At 72.6% G+C, this 21,908-nt stretch carries 20 protein-coding genes and 4 tRNA genes; 18 read left to right on the top strand and 6 right to left on the bottom strand.

All coding sequences use genetic code 11. The features are described from left to right. Positions 1-402: 402 nt before the first annotated feature. The 5 genes from ABZ215_RS20020 to ABZ215_RS20040 all read right to left on the bottom strand — a co-directional run bounded on the left by ABZ215_RS20020 (position 403) and on the right by ABZ215_RS20040 (position 1,869). Complete coding sequence (locus tag ABZ215_RS20020; protein WP_020420740.1) at positions 403-921, bottom strand: hypothetical protein; 519 nt, start codon at positions 919-921, stop codon at positions 403-405. 164 nt (positions 922-1,085) lie between these two features. Continuing rightward, positions 1,086-1,160 (bottom strand) — tRNA-Val (locus ABZ215_RS20025). A 1-nt stretch (position 1,161) separates the two neighbouring features. Continuing rightward, positions 1,162-1,232 (bottom strand) — tRNA-Cys (locus tag ABZ215_RS20030). A gap of 25 nt (positions 1,233-1,257) precedes the next feature. Then, positions 1,258-1,330 (bottom strand) — tRNA-Gly (locus ABZ215_RS20035). Between the two features lie 113 nt (positions 1,331-1,443). Beyond that, positions 1,444-1,869 carry an SsgA family sporulation/cell division regulator gene (locus ABZ215_RS20040; protein WP_017987927.1) on the bottom strand — a complete coding sequence of 142 codons (426 nt, stop codon included), beginning with the start codon at positions 1,867-1,869 and terminating at the stop codon, positions 1,444-1,446. A gap of 385 nt (positions 1,870-2,254) precedes the next feature. Between ABZ215_RS20040 and ABZ215_RS20045 the strand changes: the two genes are divergently transcribed. From ABZ215_RS20045 to ABZ215_RS20115, 15 genes are all read left to right on the top strand, one after another. Then, a tRNA-Val gene (locus tag ABZ215_RS20045) sits at positions 2,255-2,329 on the top strand. A gap of 215 nt (positions 2,330-2,544) precedes the next feature. After that, positions 2,545-3,351 (top strand): IclR family transcriptional regulator, encoded by an 807-nt coding sequence (locus tag ABZ215_RS20050; RefSeq protein ID WP_354950751.1) that lies wholly within the window; start codon positions 2,545-2,547, stop codon positions 3,349-3,351. A 568-nt stretch (positions 3,352-3,919) separates the two neighbouring features. After that, the gene (locus ABZ215_RS20055; protein WP_020420738.1) at positions 3,920-5,443 is read left to right on the top strand and encodes a sugar transferase; all 1,524 of its coding nucleotides are present in this window, start codon (positions 3,920-3,922) and stop codon (positions 5,441-5,443) included. A 17-nt stretch (positions 5,444-5,460) separates the two neighbouring features. Further along, positions 5,461-6,126, top strand: a complete 666-nt coding sequence (locus ABZ215_RS20060) for a PIG-L family deacetylase (protein WP_237335652.1) — start codon at positions 5,461-5,463, stop codon at positions 6,124-6,126. Then, entirely contained in the window at positions 6,123-7,196 is a 1,074-nt protein-coding gene (locus ABZ215_RS20065; RefSeq protein ID WP_354710621.1) for a methyltransferase domain-containing protein, read from the top strand. The genes ABZ215_RS20060 and ABZ215_RS20065 overlap by 4 nt, the downstream gene beginning before the upstream one ends. 216 nt (positions 7,197-7,412) lie before the next feature. Next, on the top strand, positions 7,413-8,687 hold the full coding sequence (locus ABZ215_RS20070) for a class I SAM-dependent methyltransferase (protein ID WP_020420735.1): 1,275 nt from the start codon (positions 7,413-7,415) through the stop codon (positions 8,685-8,687). Beyond that, the gene (locus ABZ215_RS20075; protein ID WP_020420734.1) at positions 8,688-9,491 is read left to right on the top strand and encodes a glucose-1-phosphate cytidylyltransferase; all 804 of its coding nucleotides are present in this window, start codon (positions 8,688-8,690) and stop codon (positions 9,489-9,491) included. Beyond that, positions 9,491-10,516 (top strand): SDR family oxidoreductase, encoded by a 1,026-nt coding sequence (locus ABZ215_RS20080; protein WP_354710619.1) that lies wholly within the window; start codon positions 9,491-9,493, stop codon positions 10,514-10,516. Before ABZ215_RS20075 ends, ABZ215_RS20080 begins: the two co-directional genes overlap by 1 nt. Before the next feature lie 72 nt (positions 10,517-10,588). Next, positions 10,589-11,515 carry a glycosyltransferase family 2 protein gene (locus ABZ215_RS20085; RefSeq protein ID WP_354950754.1) on the top strand — a complete coding sequence of 309 codons (927 nt, stop codon included), beginning with the start codon at positions 10,589-10,591 and terminating at the stop codon, positions 11,513-11,515. Continuing rightward, positions 11,512-13,668 carry a glycosyltransferase family 2 protein gene (locus tag ABZ215_RS20090; RefSeq protein ID WP_354950756.1) on the top strand — a complete coding sequence of 719 codons (2,157 nt, stop codon included), beginning with the start codon at positions 11,512-11,514 and terminating at the stop codon, positions 13,666-13,668. Before ABZ215_RS20085 ends, ABZ215_RS20090 begins: the two co-directional genes overlap by 4 nt. 31 nt (positions 13,669-13,699) lie before the next feature. Continuing rightward, positions 13,700-14,059, top strand: coding sequence for a hypothetical protein (locus tag ABZ215_RS20095; RefSeq protein ID WP_354950758.1), 360 nt, complete (start codon positions 13,700-13,702; stop codon positions 14,057-14,059). Then, a complete protein-coding gene (locus ABZ215_RS20100) occupies positions 14,056-15,297 on the top strand; it encodes an oligosaccharide flippase family protein (RefSeq protein WP_354950760.1) in 1,242 nt (413 codons plus the stop codon). Before ABZ215_RS20095 ends, ABZ215_RS20100 begins: the two co-directional genes overlap by 4 nt. After that, positions 15,294-17,303: a hypothetical protein gene (locus tag ABZ215_RS20105; protein WP_354950762.1), complete on the top strand. Its 2,010-nt coding sequence runs from the start codon at positions 15,294-15,296 to the stop codon at positions 17,301-17,303. The genes ABZ215_RS20100 and ABZ215_RS20105 overlap by 4 nt, the downstream gene beginning before the upstream one ends. After that, positions 17,300-17,863, top strand: coding sequence for a DapH/DapD/GlmU-related protein (locus tag ABZ215_RS20110; RefSeq protein WP_017987940.1), 564 nt, complete (start codon positions 17,300-17,302; stop codon positions 17,861-17,863). The genes ABZ215_RS20105 and ABZ215_RS20110 overlap by 4 nt, the downstream gene beginning before the upstream one ends. Further along, positions 17,860-18,090, top strand: coding sequence for a hypothetical protein (locus tag ABZ215_RS20115; protein WP_020420727.1), 231 nt, complete (start codon positions 17,860-17,862; stop codon positions 18,088-18,090). Before ABZ215_RS20110 ends, ABZ215_RS20115 begins: the two co-directional genes overlap by 4 nt. 5 nt (positions 18,091-18,095) lie before the next feature. On the opposite strand, the gene ABZ215_RS20120 is transcribed toward ABZ215_RS20115, so the two are convergent. Further along, on the bottom strand, positions 18,096-19,433 hold the full coding sequence (locus ABZ215_RS20120; RefSeq protein WP_354950764.1) for a hypothetical protein: 1,338 nt from the start codon (positions 19,431-19,433) through the stop codon (positions 18,096-18,098). 68 nt (positions 19,434-19,501) lie between these two features. Here ABZ215_RS20120 and ABZ215_RS20125 point away from each other — a divergent pair, with 68 nt between their 5' ends. The 3 genes from ABZ215_RS20125 (at position 19,502) to ABZ215_RS20135 (ending at position 21,878) form a co-directional block, all read left to right on the top strand. Beyond that, positions 19,502-20,338, top strand: a complete 837-nt coding sequence (locus ABZ215_RS20125; RefSeq protein WP_020420725.1) for a glycosyltransferase — start codon at positions 19,502-19,504, stop codon at positions 20,336-20,338. A 36-nt stretch (positions 20,339-20,374) separates the two neighbouring features. Then, complete coding sequence (locus ABZ215_RS20130; protein ID WP_354950766.1) at positions 20,375-21,181, top strand: glycoside hydrolase family 16 protein; 807 nt, start codon at positions 20,375-20,377, stop codon at positions 21,179-21,181. An 82-nt stretch (positions 21,182-21,263) separates the two neighbouring features. Continuing rightward, complete coding sequence (locus ABZ215_RS20135; RefSeq protein WP_020420723.1) at positions 21,264-21,878, top strand: malonic semialdehyde reductase; 615 nt, start codon at positions 21,264-21,266, stop codon at positions 21,876-21,878. Positions 21,879-21,908: the final 30 nt, after the last annotated feature.

Here is a 21,908-nt window from a genome sequence, read left to right on the forward strand (position 1 = left end):
TAGGGGGTCGGGCGGCTACGTGGGCCGTGCCGGTCGGGCAGGTTCGCCTTGGTGGGTGGGCGGCTTCGCCTACGGGGGCGGGCGGCCAGGTGGGTCGGGTGGGTTTGGGTTGGCGCGGGTGGGCGGCTTCGCCTGCGGGACTCGGGGCGGTCAGGTGGGTCGCGCGGCCGGGCAGGTTCGTCCGGCGTGGGTGGCTGCCGACTCTGCCTACGGGAGGCGGGTGGCCCCGTGGGCTGCGCGGGGAGGGCGGCTTTGCGTCGAGGTGGGCGGGCAGGTTCGTCTCGTGCAGGTGGCCGAACTCTGCCTACCGGAGTCGGGCTGCGCGTGCCGCCCGCCGCTCGGTCAGTCCGCCTACCGGAGTCGCGGGCGGCGGCCGGCGCGGCTCGCGTCCGGAACGAATCCTCAGGCGGCCCGTGCCGCGCCGCGGCCGAGGCGGGTCAGCAGGTCGTCCCGGTGCAGGTCGGCCACCGGGGACAGCAGGTCGGGGTGCCGCAGCAGTACGGCGGCCTGCCGGTCGCGCAGGTCTGGGTCGGTGAGGCGCCGGAAGTCCGGCGCGAGGCCCGCCGCGTGGACCGAGCCGCTCACCGTCGCGGCCGCGGCCACCGCCAGGGCGCGGTCCGCGAGCAGGCACGCCGCCCAGCTGGCGACGACCTCGTCCACCCACGTGCGCCACGCGGTGTCCTCGCCCGGCACCACGTCGACGCCCGCCACCCAGTCCAGCCGCCCGGACCCGCCGGGCCCGACGACCCCGAGGAGCCCCGCGTCCAGCGCCGTGGGGTACCGCAGCCACGCGGCCACCGTCGCGGCCTGGCGGCACTGCGCCTCCGCCAGCGCGGCGCTCAGCGGGCCGCGCTCGGGCGGGTACGCGCGCAACAGCCACTGCGCGGTGGCCGCGATGACGGACGACAGGTCGGCGGACACTTCCGAGCACCTTCCGGAAACGTGGGGGTCCGAGCACGCTAACAGCTCGCCGCGGCCCTTCCGGCGCACTTTTGCCGCACGTCACAGCCGTCGTGACCGCGGTCATGCGAACACCCCGAACGCAAAAAACGCGACGATCGGAAGATCGTCGCGTTCTGCGGAGGTGGTGCGCGATACTGGGATTGAACCAGTGACCTCTACCGTGTCAAGGTAGCGCTCTCCCGCTGAGCTAATCGCGCGAGGTGGAGACGGGATTCGAACCCGTGTACACGGCTTTGCAGGCCGTTGCCTCGCCTCTCGGCCACTCCACCGTGCGGGCCTGAGTGGGCTCCTCCGAGCGGACGACGGGATTCGAACCCGCGACCCTCACCTTGGCAAGGTGATGCGCTACCAGCTGCGCTACGTCCGCCTACCGTGACTCCGGGTTCCGAAGGTCCCGTCGTCGTGGTGTGAGAGAACAATATCCGACCCGGCAACCCGCGAAAACAGGGGGGTGGGTGTTCCGCGCCCCCCGCGCGGGTGCTATCCAAGATCGTTTGGAATCAGGTGCGTGAGGGCGTCGTCCATGTCGATCCACAGGTGCTCGTTGCCCGGCAGCACCACGTCGTAGGTGCGGTCCAGGAAGTCGGCGAGCTCCTGGGCGGACGCCTCGAACACGGCGTGCCCGGACGGCGAGTTCAGCTCGATCATCACCGACTCGGGGTCCTCGACCGACGGGCGGATGCGGACGTCGCCGTCCCCGGCCTCGGCCAGCAGGCCGTCGGCGAGCAGGTCGCGGGCGTACACCCATTCGACCCAGCCGGCGCGGCCGGTGCGGAACGCCGCGACGACCGCGTACGGGTCGCGGGTGTCGTACCGCAGCTCCACCTTCACCGGCACGGCCGGGGCACGCGGCGCGAGGAGGTCGAACACCGCTGTGGAGCGGAGCGTCACGTGGTCGTTGCGCATCGTCTTACCTTTCGTCTCCCTTCACGGCCCGCTCGGCCGAGCTTCGAGTGTGAGACGCACGTACCCGCCGTCTCGCTTCGCGAAATCCCCGGGCTTCACCCGGACGGGTTCGCGGCACCTCTCGCACTCGCGCTCGCGCGGTACCGGCCTGCGGGACCGGCCTCGCTGATCGTCTACCCACACATACTGCTCGGTTTAACGCGGGCAGGACAGCGTGGCTTCGCCGCCCGGCACGTGACCTGGATCGCTCCACGGCCGGGGCCGACCTCGATCACCTCGGGCTTCTCCGCAGCGTGTCGGGTCATATCCGCAGCGTGTGGTCCAAAGACCACCCGTTTGCAGTGCCCGGCAGGCTATCCGCTAGAGTTCCTTCTCGTACGGACGGGGGCGATTAGCTCAGCGGGAGAGCGCTTCGTTCACACCGAAGAGGTCACTGGTTCGATCCCAGTATCGCCCACCACCGAAACCGGCCCCAGGTGAAGCCACTCTGACGTCCAGTCCCAAGGCTTCCAACCTGGGGCTGTTTTGTTTCATTCCGGCACTGGTTCCACGTCACTCTGGCGCGGGAGACCGCCGTCACCTCCCTCTCGTTCGCCAGGCCGATCCGGTGTGACGGCTGCGTGAAGCGGCGTGGTCGCGGTAACATGAAACGCTCGCTCCTGCTGCTGAAACGAGGTGAGTTCGCTGTCGCCGCACCGGAACTCCGACGAACCTCCCCCCGCCGAAGATCGCGACTACTCCCTGCGCGCCGTCGACCGGGTGTGCGCCATCCTCAACCTGCTGCAGGAGTCGGTGGACGGCATCACCCTCAACGAGGTGGTCGAGGCCACCGGGATGCCGAAGTCCTCGGCCTACCGCTACCTCTGGACGCTGGAGGCCCACCGCTACGTCGAGCGGGACGAGGCCACCGGCCTGTGCCGGCTGGGCCTGGGCTTCCTCGGCATGCAGTCCCGGCACCTCGAACTGCTGCGCGAGCGGGTGCGGCCGTGGCTGGAGGGTGTGCGGGACGAGTTCGGCGAGACCGCGAACCTCGGGCTGCTGGACAGCGACCACATCATCTACATCGACATCATCGAAAGCCGCCGCGGTGTGCGGCTGGCCGCCTCCCGCGGCGACCGCGACCCGCTGCACTCCACAGCACTGGGCAAGGCGATCACCGCCCACCTGCCCGAGGCGCGGGTGCGCGAGCTGCTGGAGCGCTCCGGGATGCCGGCGCGCACCGAACGCACCATCGTCACGGTCGAGGACTACCTCGCCGAGCTGGACAAGGTCCGGGCCCAGGGGTACGCGGTGGACGACGGGGAGAACGAGGCCGACGGGCGGTGCGTCGCCGTGCCGCTGCTGGGGACCAACCTGCCCGCGGCGATCTCGCTGAGCGCCCCGGCGGCGCGGTTCCCGCAGCGGGGCGTGGCCGGGGCGGCGAAGGCGTTGCGGCGCATCGCGGAGCAGATTTCCACCCGGCCCTCCGGCGAGGTGGCGTAGGCGTCCACCGGGTGCGTTCCGTGATTCCGGCCCGCGGTCGCCGCGGGCCGTGGAGATTCTTTGGTGGGAAGGGAACCCCGGTGCACCGGGGAGGGCGGAAAGACGCAAGTGCGCCGAGGTTCCCTCGCCAACCAGCCGCGGCCGGGGTGTCAATGGCTGTGGCACTACAGCTGGCCGCCGCCCCGGTGAGGAACAACCGTGCGGCGGGAGCAATCCTCGCCGCCGGGCGACCCTCCGGCAATGCCCCGAACGGGGCAATTTCAGCTTCTACGTTTTACTAGATGAAACACATTGGGAAGTGGTCAATTAACCGGCTACCAGGAGTAGTTGTTTGCGGCTGAGCAACGACCGCGGTCCGTCATCTCGCCGTGATCGAACCGTGGCCGGAGAGTCGCCGGACCACCGGGAAATTCCTTGGAGTGGCTTGTAACACCACTCTGAACGTCACCGATTCCAGGGCAGATGCCACCCCAGCCGGGGTCGGCGGAGCAAAGAGCACGATTACTTTGCGTAATCGTCGGCGTGATCGGGGCGCGCCGGCACCCAGCCGGACGTCGCGGGAGGTCGGATGGAAGAGCCGGTGCGGAAGCCCATGCCGCTCGGGGAGGCGGTCCTGGGTTCCGAGACGCGAGGCCTCGCGGGCCACGCCCGGCTGCACGCCGTCGGCCCGGGCGAGAAGGCCGCCCCCCGCGCGGCCGCCCAGCCGTGGGAGACCCGGTACCGCGCCTACGTGATCACCGCGGACGTGGTCGCCACGCTGCTGGTCATCGTGACCGGCGCGCTGCTGATCCTCAACATCACCGGGCGGCCCTACTTCCTGCACGCGTCGGGCACCGCGTTCGCGATCCTGTGCTCGCTGCCGGTCAACCACGCGTGGAGCCAGCACGTGCTCGGCGAAGGCACCGAGGAGTTCCGCCGCCTCGGCCGCAGCCTCGTGATCGCCGCGGTGGTCGTCGCGCTCGCCGGGCTGCTCTTCGGCGCGCTCGACGTGCAGCCGTGGGTCTTCTACGCGGTCCCGGCCGTCGCGCTGATCGCGTTCCCGCTGCGGTACGGACTGCGGCAGGTGCTGCACCGCAAGCGCCGCGCCGGCGAGTGCATGCACTCGGTCATCGCGGCCGGGTCGCCGGACACCCTGCGCGACCTGATCGAGCGCACTCGCACCGAATCGCACGTCGGGTGGCAGGTGTCGGCCGTGTGCACCGCGACCGGGCAGGGCGAACGCGGCACCGGCGAGATCGGCGGCATCGCGGTGGCAGGCCGCCTCGACGAGCTCGCCGACCAGGTCCGCCGCGGCGGCTACCGGGTCGTGGCGGTCACCTCCGATCCGCATTGGACACCGGAGCGGCTGCAGCGGCTGGCGTGGGACCTGGAGGGCACGGGCGCGGAACTGGTAGTCGCCCCGGTGCTGATGGAGATCGCGGGCCCCCGGCTCAACGTGTCCGGAGTGCTCGGCATGCCGCTGCTGCGGGTCTCCGCGCCCACGTTCACCGGCGGCCGCCGGGTCGTGAAGGACGTCGTCGACCGCATGGGCGCCGCGGCGCTGCTCGTGCTGGCCGCGCCGCTCCTGCTCTGCATCGCGGCGCTGATCAAGCTCAACGACCGCGGCCCGGTGTTCTACCGCCAGCTGCGCGTCGGCCGGGACGGCCGCACCTTCACGATGGTCAAGTTCCGCACCATGGTGATCGACGCCGACCGCCTGCGGCACGGCCTGCTCGGCGACAACGAGGGCTCCGGCCCGCTGTTCAAGCTCCGCCGCGACCCGCGCATCACCCGCGTCGGCGCGGTGCTGCGCCGGTACTCCCTGGACGAGCTGCCGCAGCTGTTCAACGTCCTGGGCGGCACCATGTCGCTGGTCGGCCCGCGGCCGCCGCTGCCCGCCGAGACCGAGAACTACGAGCGCGCCGCGCGCCGCAAGCTGCTCGTCAAGCCGGGCATGACCGGGTTGTGGCAGGTCAGCGGCCGCAGCGACCTGTCCTGGGAGGAGAGCGTCCGCCTCGACCTGCGGTACGTCGAGGACTGGTCGCTGGCGCTGGACATGGCGATCCTGTGGAAGACCTTCCGCGCGGTCACCGGAGGCCGGGGCGCGTACTGACGCCGCCTCTGGCACCCTTGCCCGACGTGCAGGCTCTCACCTTCCCCCGTCTCCGCTCGGTCGCGCTGCTCGGCGCCCACTGCGACGACCTCGCCATCGGCGCCGGCGGCGCGCTGCTCACGCTGTGCGCGCGCCGGCCGGACCTCGAGGTGCACGCGCTCGTCCTGTCCGGCGGCGGCACCGAGCGCGCCGCCGAGGAGGAGGCCGCGCTGGCCGAGTTCTGCGCGCCGGCGCGCGTCGAGCTGACCGTGCTGGACCTGCCCGACGGGCGGATGCCCGCGCACTGGAACGCGGTCAAGGACGCGGTCACCGCGCTGCGCGGCCGGGTCACCCCGGACCTGGTGTTCGCGCCGCAGCCGGGCGACCGCCACCAGGACCACCGGTTGCTCGCCGAGATCGTGCCCACCGTGTTCCGCGACCAGCCCGTGCTCGGCTACGAGATCCTCAAGTGGGACGGCGACCTCGGCCAGCCGACCGTGTACCAGCCGCTCACCGAGGAGGTCGCCGAGGCGAAGGCCGACCTGCTGGCCAAGCACTACCCGTCGCAGCACGGCCGCGACTGGTACACCCGCGACGCGTTCCTCGGCCTCGCCCGGCTGCGCGGGGTGCAGCAGCACACCCGCTACGCCGAGGCCTTCTACGTGGACAAGCTCGCGCTGGCGCTCGGGGAGGGGTCGCGGTGATCACCTGCCGGGCGTGCGGCGCCACCGACGGCGAGGTCGTGCTGGACCTGGGGGAGCAGCCGCCGTGCGACCTGTTCCCGCCCGCGGCCGACCCCGGCCCGGATCCGGTGTGGCCGCTGCGGATGTGGATGTGCGCGCGGTGCGCGCTTGCCCAGCTGGCCGAGGATCCGGGCACGGCCGAGGAACCCGCCGGGGTGGAGCCGAAGGCGCTGACCGACCAGGCCGCCGCCGCGGTCACCCGGCTCACGGGTGCCGGGCTGGTGCGGCCGGGCGCGACGGTGGCGGAGTTCGGCAGCCCGCACGGCGGTTCGTGGCTGCCGTTGCTGCGCGCCGCGGGCATGCGGGAGGCGGCCGCGGACGAGCCAGCGGACGTGGTCGTCGACTGCTTCGGGCTGATGCACGAACCGGACCAGCGCGCGGCCATGGCCCGGCGCGCGGCGCGGCTCGCCCCCGGTGGCGCCCTGCTGATGCAGTTCCACTCGCTGGCCTCGATCGTCCGGCAGGGGCAGTGGAACGCCTTGCGGCACGGGCACTTCGCCTACTACTCGGCTCCGGCGGCGATCACCCTCGCCGCGTCCGCGGGCCTGCGGCCCGGCCGCAGCTGGACCTTCGACCTCTACGGCGGCACCGTGCTCCTCGAACTCGCCCGGGACGCGAGCCCGGCGGCGGAGACCGACGGCCTGGTGGCCGGGGAACGCGCCGCCGGCGCCGACCGGATCCCGGTCGTCGCCGGGCTCGGCCGGGCCGTCGAAGCGGGCTGCGACCGCATCCGCGCGCGCTTGCGGGAGCACGCGGGGCAGCGCGTGGTCGGCTACGGCGCCGCGTCCCGGGCGGTGGTGTTGCTGCGCCGCGCCGGAATCGATATCGATCTGTTGCCGGAGATCGCGGACGTCTCGCCCGCGAAGCACGGTCGGCGGATGCCCGGTACCCGGATTCCGGTGGTATCAACGGAAGTCCTCACCCACCCGATCCCGCGAGCCGTCCTGCTGTTCGTCCCCGATCTCGAGCCCGAGGTGCGCGCCGCCTTCCCGCAGCTCGACGGCGACCACTGCGAGTGGATCGTGGCGTGAATCGTGGCCGGTCAAACCGGTCAAAACGCGAAGATGATCTCGTCGTGGTGACTTCTCGTGAGTTCGGGCACTGCGGCGAGTGGTAGTGATCACCCGATCGGGGTGAACTGATCACCCGGTTGCTCGTAACGCTGGCCACTGCCATCCCTATAGTCACGTTGACATAGGCCCCTTTTCCGGGGCGGGAGGATCGATCACCGGGGAGCAAGCCGCACCATGTCAGCCCAGACGCTGTCCTGCCGCCTGTGCGGTTCGCCGGGTCTGCGCAGCGTGGTCGACCTCGGCGCGAGCCCGCCCTGCGAGTCGTTCCTCGCCGCGGCGGATCTCGACGCGCCGGAGCCGGCGTACCCGCTGCACCTGCGGATCTGCCCGGAGTGCCTGCTGGCCCAGCTGCCGCCCCTGATCGATCCCGTCGAGACGTTCACCGAATACGCTTACTTCTCGTCGTTTTCCCACTCCTGGCTGGCGCACGCCGGGAAGTTCGTCGACACCGCCGTGAGCCGCCTCGGGCTCGGCCCGGACTCCTTCGTCGTCGAGGTCGCCAGCAACGACGGCTACCTGCTGCGCAACGTCGTCGGCCGCGGCCTGCGCTGCCTGGGCATCGAGCCGTCGGTCAACGTCGGCGCGGCCGCCCGCGAGGCCGGGGTGCCGACCCTGACGGCGTTCCTGACCCCGGAGACCGGCGCCGCGGTCCGCGCCGAGCACGGGCCCGCGGACCTGGTGGTGGCCAACAACGTCTACGCGCACATCCCGGACGTCCTCGGCTTCACGAAGGGCCTGCGGGCGCTCGTCGCCGACGACGGCTGGGTCTCGATCGAGGTGCAGCACCTGCTCAGCCTCGTCGAGCTGACCCAGTACGACACGATCTACCACGAGCACTTCCAGTACTACACGCTCGCTTCCGCGCAGCGGGCGCTGGCGACCGGCGGCCTGGCCGTGACCGACGTCGAACTGCTGGACACGCACGGCGGCTCGATCCGCGTGTGGGCGCGGCCGGCCGAGGCCGCCGGCGAGCCGTCCCCGCGGGTCGCCGAGGTGCTCGACCGGGAGCGCGCCGCCGGGCTGCACGAGCTGTCCGGCTACGCCGGTTTCGCGCGCCGCGTCGAGGAGATCCGGCTGTCGCTGCTGGAGTTCCTGATCGGCGCGAAGCGCCGGGGCGAGCGGGTCGTCGGCTACGGCGCGCCGGGCAAGGGCAACACCCTGCTCAACCACTGCGGGATCCGGCCCGACCTGCTCGAGTACACAGTGGACCGCAACCCGTACAAGCACGGCCGGTTCACCCCCGGCACGCGCATCCCGATCCACGAGCCCGAGCGGATCGCGGCGGACCGGCCCGACTACGTGCTCGTGCTGCCGTGGAACCTGCGCGCCGAGCTGACCGAACAACTGGCCCATGTCGCGGACTGGGGCGGCCGCCTGGTGTTCGCGATCCCGGAGCTGGAGATCGTCTCCCCGAGAAATCCCGTGCTGCACGCTGTCGAGGTGAACTGAATGAAGGTGGTGCTCTTCTGCGGCGGCTACGGCATGCGCATGCGCAACGGCCCCGCGGACGACGTGCCCAAGCCGATGCAGATGGTCGGCCCGCGGCCGCTGCTGTGGCACGTGATGCGGTACTACGCGCACTTCGGGCACACCGACTTCATCCTGTGCCTCGGCTACGGCGCGCGGCACATCACGGACTTCTTCCTGAGCTACACCGAGACCGCGTCCAACGACTTCGTGCTGCGCGGCGGTGAGGTCGAGCTGCTGTCCACCGACATCAGCGACTGGTCGATCACGTTCGTGCACACCGGCGTCGAGTCGCCGATCGGGGAGCGGCTGCGCCGGGTCCGCAAGCACGTCGAGGGCGAGGAGATGTTCCTCGCCAACTACGCCGACGTGCTCACCGACGCCCCGCTCGACGTCATGGTCGACAACCTCGCCGCCTCCGACGCGGGCGCCTCGATGATGGTGGTGCCGCCGCAGTCGTCGTTCCACTGCGTGGAGTTCCGGGACGGCACCAACCGCGTGTCCGGGATCAGCTCGGCCAGCCGTCTGCCGCTGTGGGAGAACGCCGGCTACTTCGTGTTGCGGCAGGAGATCTTCGACCACCTCCCGGAGAACGGCGACCTGGTCGAGGACGGCTGCGCCGCGCTGGCCGAGAAGGACCGGTTGATCGCCTACCCCTACCGCGGCTTCTGGCAGCCCGCCGACACGTTCAAGGAACGCGCGGCGCTGGACGCGGCCTACGAGAGCGGCGCGCGCCCGTGGATGCTGTGGGAACGCCCGTCCCCGATCCCGGCGGAGGTGCGCTGATGCGGGTCCTGCTGACCGGCCACCAGGGCTACCTGGGATCGGTGATGGCGCCGGTGCTGCGCGAGGCGGGGCACGAGGTGCTCGGCCTGGACTCCGGCCTGTTCGCCGCGTGCGTGCTCGGGCCCGCCCCGGACGACCCGCCGGGCGACCCGGTGGACCTGCGCGACGTCACGGCCGACCGGCTGTCCGGTGTGGACGCCGTGATCCACCTGGCCGCGCTGTCCAACGACCCGCTGGGCGCGCTCGCGCCGGAGCTGACCTACGAGATCAACCACACCGCCTCGGTGCAGCTGGCCAAGCTCGCCAAGGACGCCGGCGTGCGCCGCTTCCTGTACGCCTCGACCTGCTCCGTGTACGGCGCGGCGGGGGACGACCTGGTCACCGAGGACGCGCCGCTGCGCCCGGTCACCCCGTACGCGGAGTCCAAGGTGCGCGTCGAGGACGACCTGCACGACCTCGCCGACTCCGGCTTCAGCCCGGTGTACCTGCGCAACGCGACCGCCTTCGGGTTCTCCCCGCGGCTGCGCGCGGACATCGTGCTGAACAACCTGGTGGGCCACGCCGTGCTCACCGGCCAGGTGCGGGTGCTCTCCGACGGCACGCCGTGGCGGCCGCTGGTGCACGCGCACGACATCGCCACGGCGTTCGCGGCGGCGCTCACCGCGCCCGCCGAAGCCGTGCACGACCGGGCGTTCAACGTGGGCACCGAGGCCAACAACCTCACGGTGCGCCAGATCGCCGAGTCCGTGGTCACCGCCGTGCCGGGCTCGCAGCTGCTCATCACCGGCGAGGCGGGCCCCGATCCCCGCTCCTACCGGGTGGACTTCTCCCGCATCCGGGAAGCGCTTCCCGGGTACGCGGCCGTCTGGTCCGTCGAGGACGGCGCCCGCGAGCTGGCCGGGCACTACACCCGCCACGGCCTGACCATGGACGCGTTCACGCAGCGCTACACCCGCCTCGCGTGGCTGAAGTCCGAGCAGGCAGGCGGCCGTCTCGCGGAAGATCTGCGAAGACACCGAACCTGACCGCAGGGCCGCGCGTCACACGATCGAGCACCAGCCCCGCACTTCCCCGACCCGCGCACCAGCCGACCCGGTGTGCCCGCCAGCAAGGACAGCACGGCGTTGACGATCATGGATTCCCCCAGTCCCGTCACCGACTACGAGAACCTGGGCGACGCGTTCGCCTTCGCCGCCGCGCACCCGCCCCGCCGCGGGCCCGACCCGCGCGTCACCGTCGTGGTGCCGGCGAAGAACGAGGCGGCGAACCTGCGTGAGATCCTGCCCGAGCTGCCGCCCGTGCACGAGGTGCTGGTCGTCGACGCCGACACCGGTGACGGCACACCGGAGATCGCGCGTGCCGCGCGGCCGGGCGTGCGGGTCATCAAGCAGACCCGGCGCGGCAAGGGCAACGCGCTGGCCTGCGGCTTCCTCGCCGCGTCCGGCGACGTGATCGTGATGTTCGACGCCGACGGCTCGGCCGATCCGGCGGAGATCCCTCGGTTCGTGGAAGCGCTCACCGACGGCGCCGACTTCGCCAAGGGCACCCGGTTCGCCCCCGGTGGCGGCAGCCACGACATCACCCACCTCCGCGCCGCGGGGAACGCCGGGCTCAACCGCCTGTCCAACACGCTCTTCAGCGCCGGGTTCACCGATCTCTGTTACGGCTACAACGCGTTCTGGCGGGATCTGGTTGCCTTGCTGAACCTGCCGCCGGTGTTCGCGCCCGCGGGCGAGGAGATGCTGTGGGGCGACGGCTTCGAGATCGAGACCGTCATCAACTGCCGGATGGCCGCGCTGGGCCTGTGGATCACCGAGGTCCCCAGCGTCGAGCGGGCGCGCCTGCACGGCGAGACCAACCTGCGCACCTTCTCCGACGGCGGCCGGGTGCTGCGCACGCTGGTCGCGGAGTGGCAGCGGGTCGGCCGCCAGCGCCGCAGCCGCCGGTTCGGCCTGTTCACCCCGGACCCGGTCGTGGAAACCCCGGCGGCGCTCGCGCTGGACACGGGAGCGCCCGAAGCATGACCTCGTTCGACACCACCGTGGTGATCTGCGCCTACACCGAGGAGCGCTGGGACGACCTGACCGCGGCGGTCGCCTCCGCCCGCGACCAGTCCGCGCCGCCGCGCGAGATCATCGTGGTCATCGACCACAACCCGGAGCTGGAGCGGCGGGCCGCCGCGGAGTTCGTCGGCGTGACGGTGGTGCCCAACGCCGGGCGGCGCGGCCTGTCCGGCGCCCGCAACACCGCGGTCGGGCTCGCCAAGGGCGACGTGATCGCGTTCCTCGACGACGACGCCGAAGCCGCGCCGGACTGGCTGGAGCAGCTGCTGGCCGGCTACCGCGACCGGGACGTGCTGGCCGTCGGCGGCTCGGCCCGCCCGCGCTGGCCGGGCGGGCGGCGGCCGGCCAAGCTCCCCGCCGGCCGCGGGTCGGTGCACGGCGAACTGGACTGGGTCGTCGGCTGCACCTACACCGGGCAGCCCACGGCGGAGGCGCCGGTCCGCAACCTGATGGGTTGCAACATGTCCTTCCGCCGCGAGGCGTTCACGCTCGCCGGGTTGTTCTCCGAGGACCTCGGCCGCATCGGGCGCACGCCGCTCGGCTGCGAGGAGACCGAGCTGTGCATCCGGCTGCGCCAGGCCTCGCCCGGCGCGCGGATCGTGTTCCGGCCGCAGGCGGTGGTGCGCCACCGCGTCACCCCGGAGCGCACCACGTGGGCGTACCTGCGCCGCCGCGGCTGGGGCGAGGGGCTTTCCAAGGCCTACGTCTCGCGCTTGGTCGGCAGCGAGGCGGCGCTGTCCACCGAGCGCGACTACCTGAGCCGGACCATCCCGGCCGCCGCGGTGCGCGAGTTCGGGCGGCTCGCGTTGTTCCGCACCTCCGGCGCGGCCGGCGTGCTCGGGCTGGTGACCGTGGTGTCCTCGACCGCCGCCGGGTACCTGCGCGGCAAGGCGCAGATCCGCCCGGCGCGGCCACGCCCGTCGTCGTCGCTGGTGCACGGGCCGATCCACATCGCCACCGTGGACGCCCGCACCGCCCCCGAGGAGCTGCCCGTGCCGCACCGGCCGGTCGGCCACTACCGCGCGGCGCAGGTGCTCGTCCGCGACGGCGACCGCACCCTCGACGTCCTGCTGCTCCCGGTGGAACGCGGCGTCGTGCGGCTGCCGAAGCTGGCCACCGCGCCCGCCCCGCGGCGACGGCCGGAGTTCACCCGGCCGCCGGTCAGCGTCGTGATCCCGACCGCGTACCGCAAGCGGCAGGCCGTGGCCAGCGCCCGCGCCGCGCTGGCGGCCGGCTACCCGGACCTCGAGGTGATCGTGGTCGACAACCTGCCGCGGCTGCCCGAGGGCGACGACTGGCTGCGCGGCGAGGTGGAGGCGCTGGGCGCGCGGTACGTGGTGGAGCCGCGCAAGGGCGTCAGCGTCGCCCGCAACACCGGCGCCCGCGTCGCGAGCCACGGCCTGATCGCGTTCGTCGACGAGAACATCACCGTCGAACCCGGCTGGTTCGACGCGGTCACCGAGGAGTTCGCCGCCGACCCCGCGGTGGGGTGCGTGACCTCGCTCGTGCTGCCCGCCAGCCTGGAGACCGACGCCGAGGTCCTGTTCGAACGGCTCAAGGGCTACAGCAACTCGGTGCGGTGGCAGCGGATCGACCGGGACACCGCGCGCGAGGACCCGCTCTACCCGCTGTCCATGGCGCGCTACGGCCCGGGCAGCTGCGCGACCTGGCGGCGGGAGGTCTTCGAGGAGCTCGGCGGCTTCGACCCGCTGCTCGGCGCAGGCACGCCGACGATGGCGGGGGAGGACCTGGACCTGTTCGTGCGGCTGGCCTACGCCGGCGGCGCGGTGGTCCACACCCCGCACGCCGTGGCCCGGCACATCCACCGCGCGGACTGGCTGGAACTGCGGGAGCGGATGCGCGGCTACGGCGTCGGCCTGGCCGCGATGCTCGTGCTGTCCGTGCGCCGCCGCCCGGTTTCGGCGTTCTCGATCCTGCGCCGGGTGCCTCGCGGGGCGGCCCGGCTCGCGTCCCGCACCCCGGAACTCCCGCTGTCCGACCGCGCCGCCCGGTCGCGGTTGCGGCAGCTGCGCCGCGACGAGCGCCTCGGCCTGCTCGGCGGCGCGGCGGCGCTGATGCGGGCCCGGGGTGAGGCCGGAACCGGCCGCCGGTGAAGATGGAGGGCGACGGGCAGGAAGGGCGCGTGTGGTCGAGCAGCAGCTGAGGATCCGGCGGTACACCGCCTACGGGCTGCTTGCTGTCTGCCTCGTCACGATCGTGCTCGTCTGGTCCGGTTTGGACTTCTTCCTGCGGCCGCTGGCGGTCCTGGTGTTCGTGCTCACCGCGCCCGGCTGGGCCCTGATCTCCTACGTCAACGTGCGGCACCTGTCGGTGACCTGGGTGAGCGCGGTCGGCATCTCGCTGGCGATCACCCTGATCGTGGCGCAGGTGCTGGTGCTGACCCGGTTCTGGCACCCGGAGGCCGCGGTCGTGGTGCTCGCGTTCCTCACCGCGCTCCCACTGGCGCACCACGTGCTGCGAAGCCGTCCCGGCGAGGCGCGATGACGGTCGGCAAGGAGACCGCCCCCGGCAAGGGCATGGTGGCCGACGGCCTCGCGCTGTCGGCCTCGGCCGCGATCACCGCGCTGGCCGGGATGATCGGCTGGGTGCTGGCCGCGCGGCTGCTGCCGCCCGCCGCGGTGGGCGACACCTCGGCGTTCGTGTCCGGGTTCCTGCTCGTCGCCGGGATCGCCGAGCTCGGCCTGGGGCCCGCGGTCCTGCGCTGGCTGCCCCGCGCCGGCGCGCAGCGGCCGCGGCTGCTGCTGCGCACCTATCTCGCGGTCCTGGCCGGCGGCGTCGTCGGCTCGGTCGTGTTCGTCCTCGTGCCCGCCGGGGCCGAGGTGGTGCACCGGGTGCCCGCCGGGGTCGCCTGGTTCCTCGTCGCCGGGATCGGCTGGACCGTGTTCCAGTTCCAGGACGAGGTGCTCACCGGGCTCGGCCTGGCCCGCTGGGTGCCGGTGGAGAACACCGCGTTCTCCGTGGCGCGGCTGGGACTGCTCGCCGGGCTGGGGCCGCTGGCAGGCGCGCTCGGGCTGGTGCTGTCCTGGGCGGTGCCCACGCTGATCGGGGTCGTGGTCGTGACCGTCCTGATCTGGCGCTCGGTGCGCCGCACCTCGCCCGCGCTCGCGCCGGGAGTCCTGCCCGGCCGCCGGGAGATCGTGCGGCTGCTCGCGCCGAGCTACCCGGCCATGGTGTGCGTGGTCGTGCTGTACAACCTGGTGCCGCTGATCGTGCTGCACCGCTTCGGCGCCGAGGCCAACGCCGTCTTCTTCGTGGTCTGGACCGCGATCAACGCGCTCGACGTCGCCGCGACGGCGTTCGTGAACCCGCTCGTGGTGCGCCTGTCCGCCGAGCCGGGCCACGCCCGGTCGCTGGTGACCGACGCGGGCAAGCGGCTGGTGCTGGTGTTCGTGCCGCTGCTCGCCGTCGGCGCCGCGCTGGCCTGGGTGATGCTGGCGATCTTCGGCGCGGAGTACACCGCGGGCACCGACCTGCTGCGGGTGCTGCTCGCCGCCCAGGTGCCGCGGCTGGTCGTGGTGCTGGGCGTGGCCGTGCACCTGGCCGCGGGCCGGGGCGCCGGCGTCGCGGTGCTCCAGGCCGTGACCGCCGCCTCCGCCGTCGTGCTCGCGCTGCTGGTGCCGACCGAGTTCGGCTTCGGGGTCGGCATGCTCGTGGCGCAGGCCGTGATCGCCGCCGCGGTGCTGGCCGACCTGCGGCGCCGGGTGTTCGGGGCGCGTCCGTGACCGAACCGCCCACCCGCTTCCTGCGCCCGGTCCGCCCGAACCGCACCAGCCGCCCCTCGCCCCGGCCGCGGGAGCCGATGCGGTTCACGCAGCCGCCCCCGGCGGGCACGCCCACCCGCTACATCCCGGCCTCCGGCAGGCTCGCTCCGCAGCCGAAGCCGGAACCGCCGTCCCGCGCGGTCGAGTCCCGGCCCCGGCTGGGCACCGGCGCCGGACGGCCCGCGTTCCTCGCCGACCCGTTCTTCGGTCCCGGCCTCGCCGGGGTCGCGGTGGTGCTGTGGATCATCGGGCTGCACCCGATCCCGCCCGAGTCGATCGGCGGGCTCGGGCTCGTCGCCGAGCTGTCGGTGCCCACGCTGCTGTCCTACCCGCTGCTGGTCGCCGCGGTGGTGCTGGAACTGCTCCGGTACCGCCCGCGCACCTGGTTGCTCTCGCTCTACACGCTCGTCGGCGTGCTCGGCGTCTACGGGCTGCAACCCGCGGTCGAGGAGGTCGCGCGGCTGCCGGTGGCCTGGCTGCACGCCGGGTTCGCCGACTACATCGCCACACACGGCGACATCCTGCACGACTACGACGCGCGGTTCTCCTGGGCCGGGTTCTTCGCCCTGGTCGCGATGATCACCCGCGCGGCCGGGCTGCCCGACGCGATCCCGTTCCTGAACTGGGCGCCGGTGCTGCTGTCCGGGCTCGCGGTGCTCGGCGTGCGCGCGCTGGCCGTGTCCGCGCTGGGCAACCGGCGCGCGGCGTGGATCGCGCCGTGGCTCTACCTCGTGGCGAACTGGACCGAGCAGGACTACTTCTCGCCGCAGGGCACGGCGATGATCCTGATGCTCGCCGCGCTGACGCTGACCTTCCGGCACCTCGTGCGGCCCCGCCTCACCGAACCGGTCAAGGCGCGGCTGCGGGCCCGGCTCGCGCCGCGGTCCAGCCCGAAGGCGCGGCTGGTCGCGCAGGGCGCGGTGGTGCTCATCGGGCTCGCGCTCGCGCCCACCCACCAGCTGACCCCGTACGTGCTCGGGGTCCTGCTGCTGCTCCTGCTGGTGTTCGGGCGGCTGTGGCCGGCGTGGATGCCGTTCGTGGTCCTCGGCGGCGCGGTGGTGTGGTTCTCGCTGGGCGCGTCGGAGTTCTGGAGCGGCCAGCTGGTCCAGATGATCCTCAGCCCGCTCGGCGACGTCGGGTCCTCGGTGGACGAGGGCATCGTGGCCCGGTTCGCGGGCAGCCCCGGCCGGCTCGTGGTGCTCACCGTGCGCATCGGGATCACGCTGTTCGTCGCCGGCATGGCCGCCTACGGCATCTGGCTGATGCGCCGCGACTCGCTGAAGTCGTGGCTGCTGCCCGCCCTGTGCGTCGCGCCGTTCGGGCTCGCCGTGGCCCAGCCCTACGGCGGCGAGGTGTTCATGCGCTGCTTCCTCTTCTCGCTGCCGGTGATGGCCCTGCCCGCGTCGCTCGCGCTGGAGAAGTCCGTCACCGCGGCCCGCAGGCTGCGCTGGCGCAACCGCCCCGGGCACACGGTCCTCGCCGCCGGGGTGCCGTGGGTCGTGCTCACCGGGCTGCTCGCCTCGACGGTCACCGCGCGCGGCGGCAACGACGCCTACATCAGCTTCCACGCCAGCGACATCGCCGCCGCGAGCTGGGCGGTGCACGAGGCGCAGCCGGGGCAGCGGGTGGACTCGCTGGTCAACTCGGTGCCGCTGTCGTTCGCGCGGGTCGGCGAGGTGTCCCAGTTCGAGGTCGACGGCTACTGCGAAGACGTCATGGACGACGTCCCCGCGCTGGTCGCCTGCCTGCGCCTGAAGGGCCCCGATTATCTTGTGCTCACCGAGCCGCAGTGGGCCTACATGAAGATCTTCGAGCAGGTGCCCGACACCTACGGCGCCGACCTCGTGCGCGAGCTCGAGGCCACCGGGCTGTACCGCCTGGTGTTCGACGACCAGGGTTCGCTGGTGCTCGGCCGGACGACGCCCGCCGACCGGTTCGTGCAGGGCAGTGGCGGAGGGAACACGTGAACCAGACCCGGTCCCTGGGACGGCGGCTGAAGGACCAGGTGCACATCGAGCTGTGGTCGATGACCGTCGGCGCGATCGTGAACGGCCTGCTCGGCAGCGCGCTGGTGCCGCGGCCGCTGCGGCTGCTGGGCTACCGCGCGTTCGGCGCGCGCATCCACTCCGGGAACATCTTCCCGGGGCTGCGGATCCACGGCGCGCTGCGCAACGTCGAGATCGGCCGCCGCACGTTCCTCAACGCCGAGTGCTACCTGGAGTCGGTCGGGCCGATCACGATCGGCGCGGCCTGCCAGTTCGGCCCCCAGGTCATGATCATCACCTCGCACCACCCGACGCTGCCCGACGGCACGGTGTCCCGCGTCGCCGAGGCCCGCCCGGTCGTGATCGGCGACCGGGTGTGGGTCGGCGCGCGGGCCCAGATCCTGCCCGGCGTGCGCATCGCCGACGACGCGGTGATCGCCGCCGGCGCGGTGGTGGCGCGTGACTGCCCGGTGCCCGGCGTCTACGCCGGGGTGCCTGCCCGCCTGGTGCGGCAGACGTCCGTCGTGGCGGAGCCGGCGTGAGCCAGGCCGACTTCCTCACCCTGGTCACGGCGCTGTTCGGGGTGGCGCTGCTCGTCGTGCTCGTGGTGCGGACGGTGCTCAAGGAGATGGCCGTCGGCCGCCGGTCGACCGACACCGCCTCCGCGCGCACCGAGCGGATCCGCACACTGGACCTGGTGGCGGTGGGGCTGACCGTGCTCACCGCGATCGGCGCGATCTGGCGGATCGTGGTGGGACTGACGTTGTGACCGGCTCAGCCCGGCAACCGGATCGTCAGCGGGGGCACCCGCACGCTCAGACCATCCGACCGGACGAGCCCGCTCTCGGCCCGCGGGTTGACCACGACCTCGCCGCCGGGCGCGCTGAACTGGACCAGGTTCGCGGGGCGCTGCACGTCGACCAGCCCCTCGCGCAACCGCGGCGCCAGCCACGTCCACGCGGCGGTCAGGCTCGTCGGCCGCAGCACGTTCGTGCCGGGCCGCGCCGCGGACCACAACGCGGCGTAGGGCAGGTCGTCGCTGGCCTCCGGTTGCCACAGCAGCATCGCGGCCGCGCCGGCCTCGGCGGCCCGGGCCACCGCGTCCAGCGTGGCCACCGCCCGCGCCTGGTCCACCGGCACCGTGTCCTCGGCGCCCTCGGCGGTGGACCAGGTCCTGGCGGGCGGGGGAGCGGTCTCCGGGTAGAACTCCGACCACCACACCGGCAGCCCGGTGAGGCTGCGTGCCCAGCGGGTCGCGTCGGCGTAGAGCTGGCTCGCCTTGTCCGGCGTGGTGATCAGGCCCTTGTCCCGGGTGCCGGTGGAGGCGTCCAGCGCGACGAAGTCGGCGCCGTGCTTGTGCTGGTTCCAGTACTCCACGACGTCCAGCGACCGCTGGTCCACCACGCCGTACGGGCCGCGCATCTCCGACGGGTGATCCGTGGCCGCGGCCGAGGACCAGGTGTTCAGCACGACGTACGGGCCGCCGATCAGCGCGTCCGGCCGCACCGCCTTCACCGCGTCGTAGACCTGGTTGTACAGGTCGGTGTAGCCCTTCACGTCCCAGGCGCCCGCCTCGGCGTCCCAGAACCCCTTGAGCTCGTTCCACACCTGGAAGTACCTGACCTGCGGGTAGCGCTTCGCGACCGTCGCGGACAGGCGCGCGAAGTCGTCGAAGTGCGCGGGCAGCGGGGCGGCGGCCAGGTCGTCCCAGTCGGTCGTGCCGGGCGCGCCGCCCTTCATCCAGTCGGGCGCGCAGCACAGGGTGATCACCGGGGTGCCGCCGGTGCGCTCGATCAGGTCCATCCGCTCGTCCAGGCGGGACCAGTCGAAGCTGCCGGGCGCCGGCTCGGGATTGCCCACGCCGAAGCCCATGATGTGCTGGTTCTGCAGCATCGGGGTGGCGCCGAGGATCTGTTCCCCACTCGTGCGCTGCCCGGGTGTGAGCCACGAGTCGAGGCTGTACTGTGCGTGCGTCACGCCGAGTACGAGCCCATCCCCGGCGCCGGGCAGCAGCGTCACGGCCGGTGGCACCGGGGGGTCGTCCCGATCAGCCGGAGGCCAGCCGCCGAACAGCCCCACCACGAGCAGGGCAACCATCGCCAAGATCCCCACGCGTGCCAGCATGCGTGACCCATCACCGTTTTGCCTGTTCAGAGCTACACCCGGAAGGGGGAAAAGCAGTGAGCGCGGCCGCGGTCTCCGTGTGCGTCCCCGCCTACCAGTCCGGCCGGTACATCGCCGACACCGTCTCCAGCGTCCTTTCCCAGACCTTCGACGACTTCGAGCTCGTCGTACTGGACAACGCCTCGACCGACGAGACCCCGGACGTCCTGCGGGGCTTCGCCGATCCGCGGCTCAAGGTGCTCCGCAACGACCGCGTCCTGCCGCTGGCGGAGAACTGGAACCGCGTGGTGGCCGAATCTAGCGGCCGCTTCGTGAAGCTGGTGTGCGCTGACGACCTGCTGCATCCCGACTGCCTGCGCCGCCAGTACGAGGTGCTGGCGACCGACCCGGCCATCGCGCTGGTGTGCTCGCGCCGCGACATGATCAACGAGACCGGCGAGGTGCTCGCCGCGAACCGGGGGCTGCGCGGGCTGATCGGCCGCCACGAGGCGAGCACGGTGATCCGCAAGGTCGTCCGGCACGGCGGCAACCCGCTCGGCGAGCCCGGCGGCGCGCTGTTCCGCCGCGCGCAGTTCGACGCGGTCGGCGGGTGGGACGCGCGCTGGAAGTTCCCGATGGACCTGGCGCTGTGGATCGGGCTGCTGGGCCACGGCGACTTCTTCGGCCAGCGCGAGTCGCTGGCGGCGTTCCGGATCGGGCGGGACTCCCTGTCGGCGCGGGCCCAGCGCGCGGAGTACGCCGAGCAGCGCGCGTTGTCCGAGGGGCTGGCCAGCGATCCGGTGTGGGGCGTGCGGCCGGTCGACCGGCTCGTCGGCGCGGCGATGGCGCCGGGCGCGCGGCTGCGGCGGCAGGCGCTGTTCCTGGTCGCGAAGCGGCAGGGCGAGCGGGGCTAGATCAACCACCCGTACGGGGGACGATAAGTTGTCGCCGTGGTGCGTCGCGTAGTCATCCTGGTCGCCTGCGTAGTACTCGTGGGTGTCGCGATCCTCGCCGTCCGGGTGACCTCCGAGCGCTTCGACGACTCGGGCGAGGAGGCCTCGCCGACCGTGATCACCGAGGCGCCGAGCACCGCCGTGATCACCCCGGAGCGCTCCGACGAGGCCGCGGTCAACTACGGCTGGCGGCTGACCGCGCAGGACGACTTCGACGGCCGCCGGGTGAACACCGCGAACTGGGAGATCTACCACGGCCACAACCCGGTCTCGGGTGAGAACCTGAGCGCGGACCAGTGCGTGGTCCGCGGCGGCACGCTCACGCTCGTCGGCGACGGTGACGACACCGCGGCCACCTGCGGCATCGCCTGGCACGACGACCAGACCTACGGCCGGTGGGAGGTCCGCGCGCGCTTCCCGGCGCCCGCCGACCCCGACTTCAACCCGGTGCTGCTGCTGTGGCCGGAGAGCGACACCAACACCGACGGCGAGATCGACTTCGCCGAGATCTACGACCCCGCCCGCCAGTACGTGGAGAGCTGGCTGCACGGCCCGGGCAACATCGACGCCGGCCACACGCGCAAGGACCTCGACATCACCCAGTGGCACAACTACGCCGTGGAGTGGCAGCCCGACCACGTCACCTGCTACATCGACGGCCTCGCGTGGGCGACCTACGGCACGCCCGGCACCATCCCGAGCGAGCCGATGCACCTGGTCATCCAGCAGAACCACAACCGGCACAAGCCGACGGCGCCGATCCGCAGCACGGCCGAGGTCGACTGGGTGCGCGTCTACGAGTGACCATCCGCACACGGGAAATAGTCAAGCGCTCAACTAGGTTGTGAGGGAGCGAAGGCACAAGATCCGTCCCCCGGGAGTACCGATGACTTCGACCGCCAGTCTCGCCGACGCCCTCCACGTGCCGCAGGACGTGCAGGACCTGCTGTTCCGCCAGGCGCGCACCGCGAACTCGTTCTCCGACGAGCCGGTCAGCGAGGAGCAGATCCAGGCGATCTACGACCTGGTGAAGTGGGCGCCGACGTCGATGAACACCCAGCCGCTGCGCGCGCTGGTGATCCGCACCGAGGAGGGCAAGCAGCGGCTGCTGCCGCACATGTCCGAAGGCAACCGCGCCAAGACCGCGAGCGCCCCGGTGACCGTCGTGCTGGCCGCCGACACCGACTTCCACGAGAACCTGCCCAAGACCTTCCCGCACAAGCCGGACGCGAAGGACCTCTTCGCCGACGAGACCGGCCGCGAGGGCTTCGCCCGCCTGAACTCCCTGCTGCAGGTCGGCTACTTCATCATCGGCGTGCGCGCCGCCGGGCTGGCCGCCGGCCCGATGACCGGCTTCGACGCCGCCGGGGTGGACAAGGAGTTCTTCGCCGACCGCAACTGGAAGTCCCTGGTCGTGGTGAACGTCGGCAAGCCGGGTGAGAACCCGTGGTTCGACCGGCTGCCCCGCCTGGACTACGACGAGGTCGTCGAGACCGTCTGAAGTCCCTCGCGGAAGGCCGCGCGCGGGCGG

Origin of the sequence: Amycolatopsis sp. NPDC006131 (assembly GCF_040614175.1) — a bacterium.
Lineage (GTDB): Bacteria > Actinomycetota > Actinomycetes > Mycobacteriales > Pseudonocardiaceae > Amycolatopsis_E > Amycolatopsis_E tucumanensis.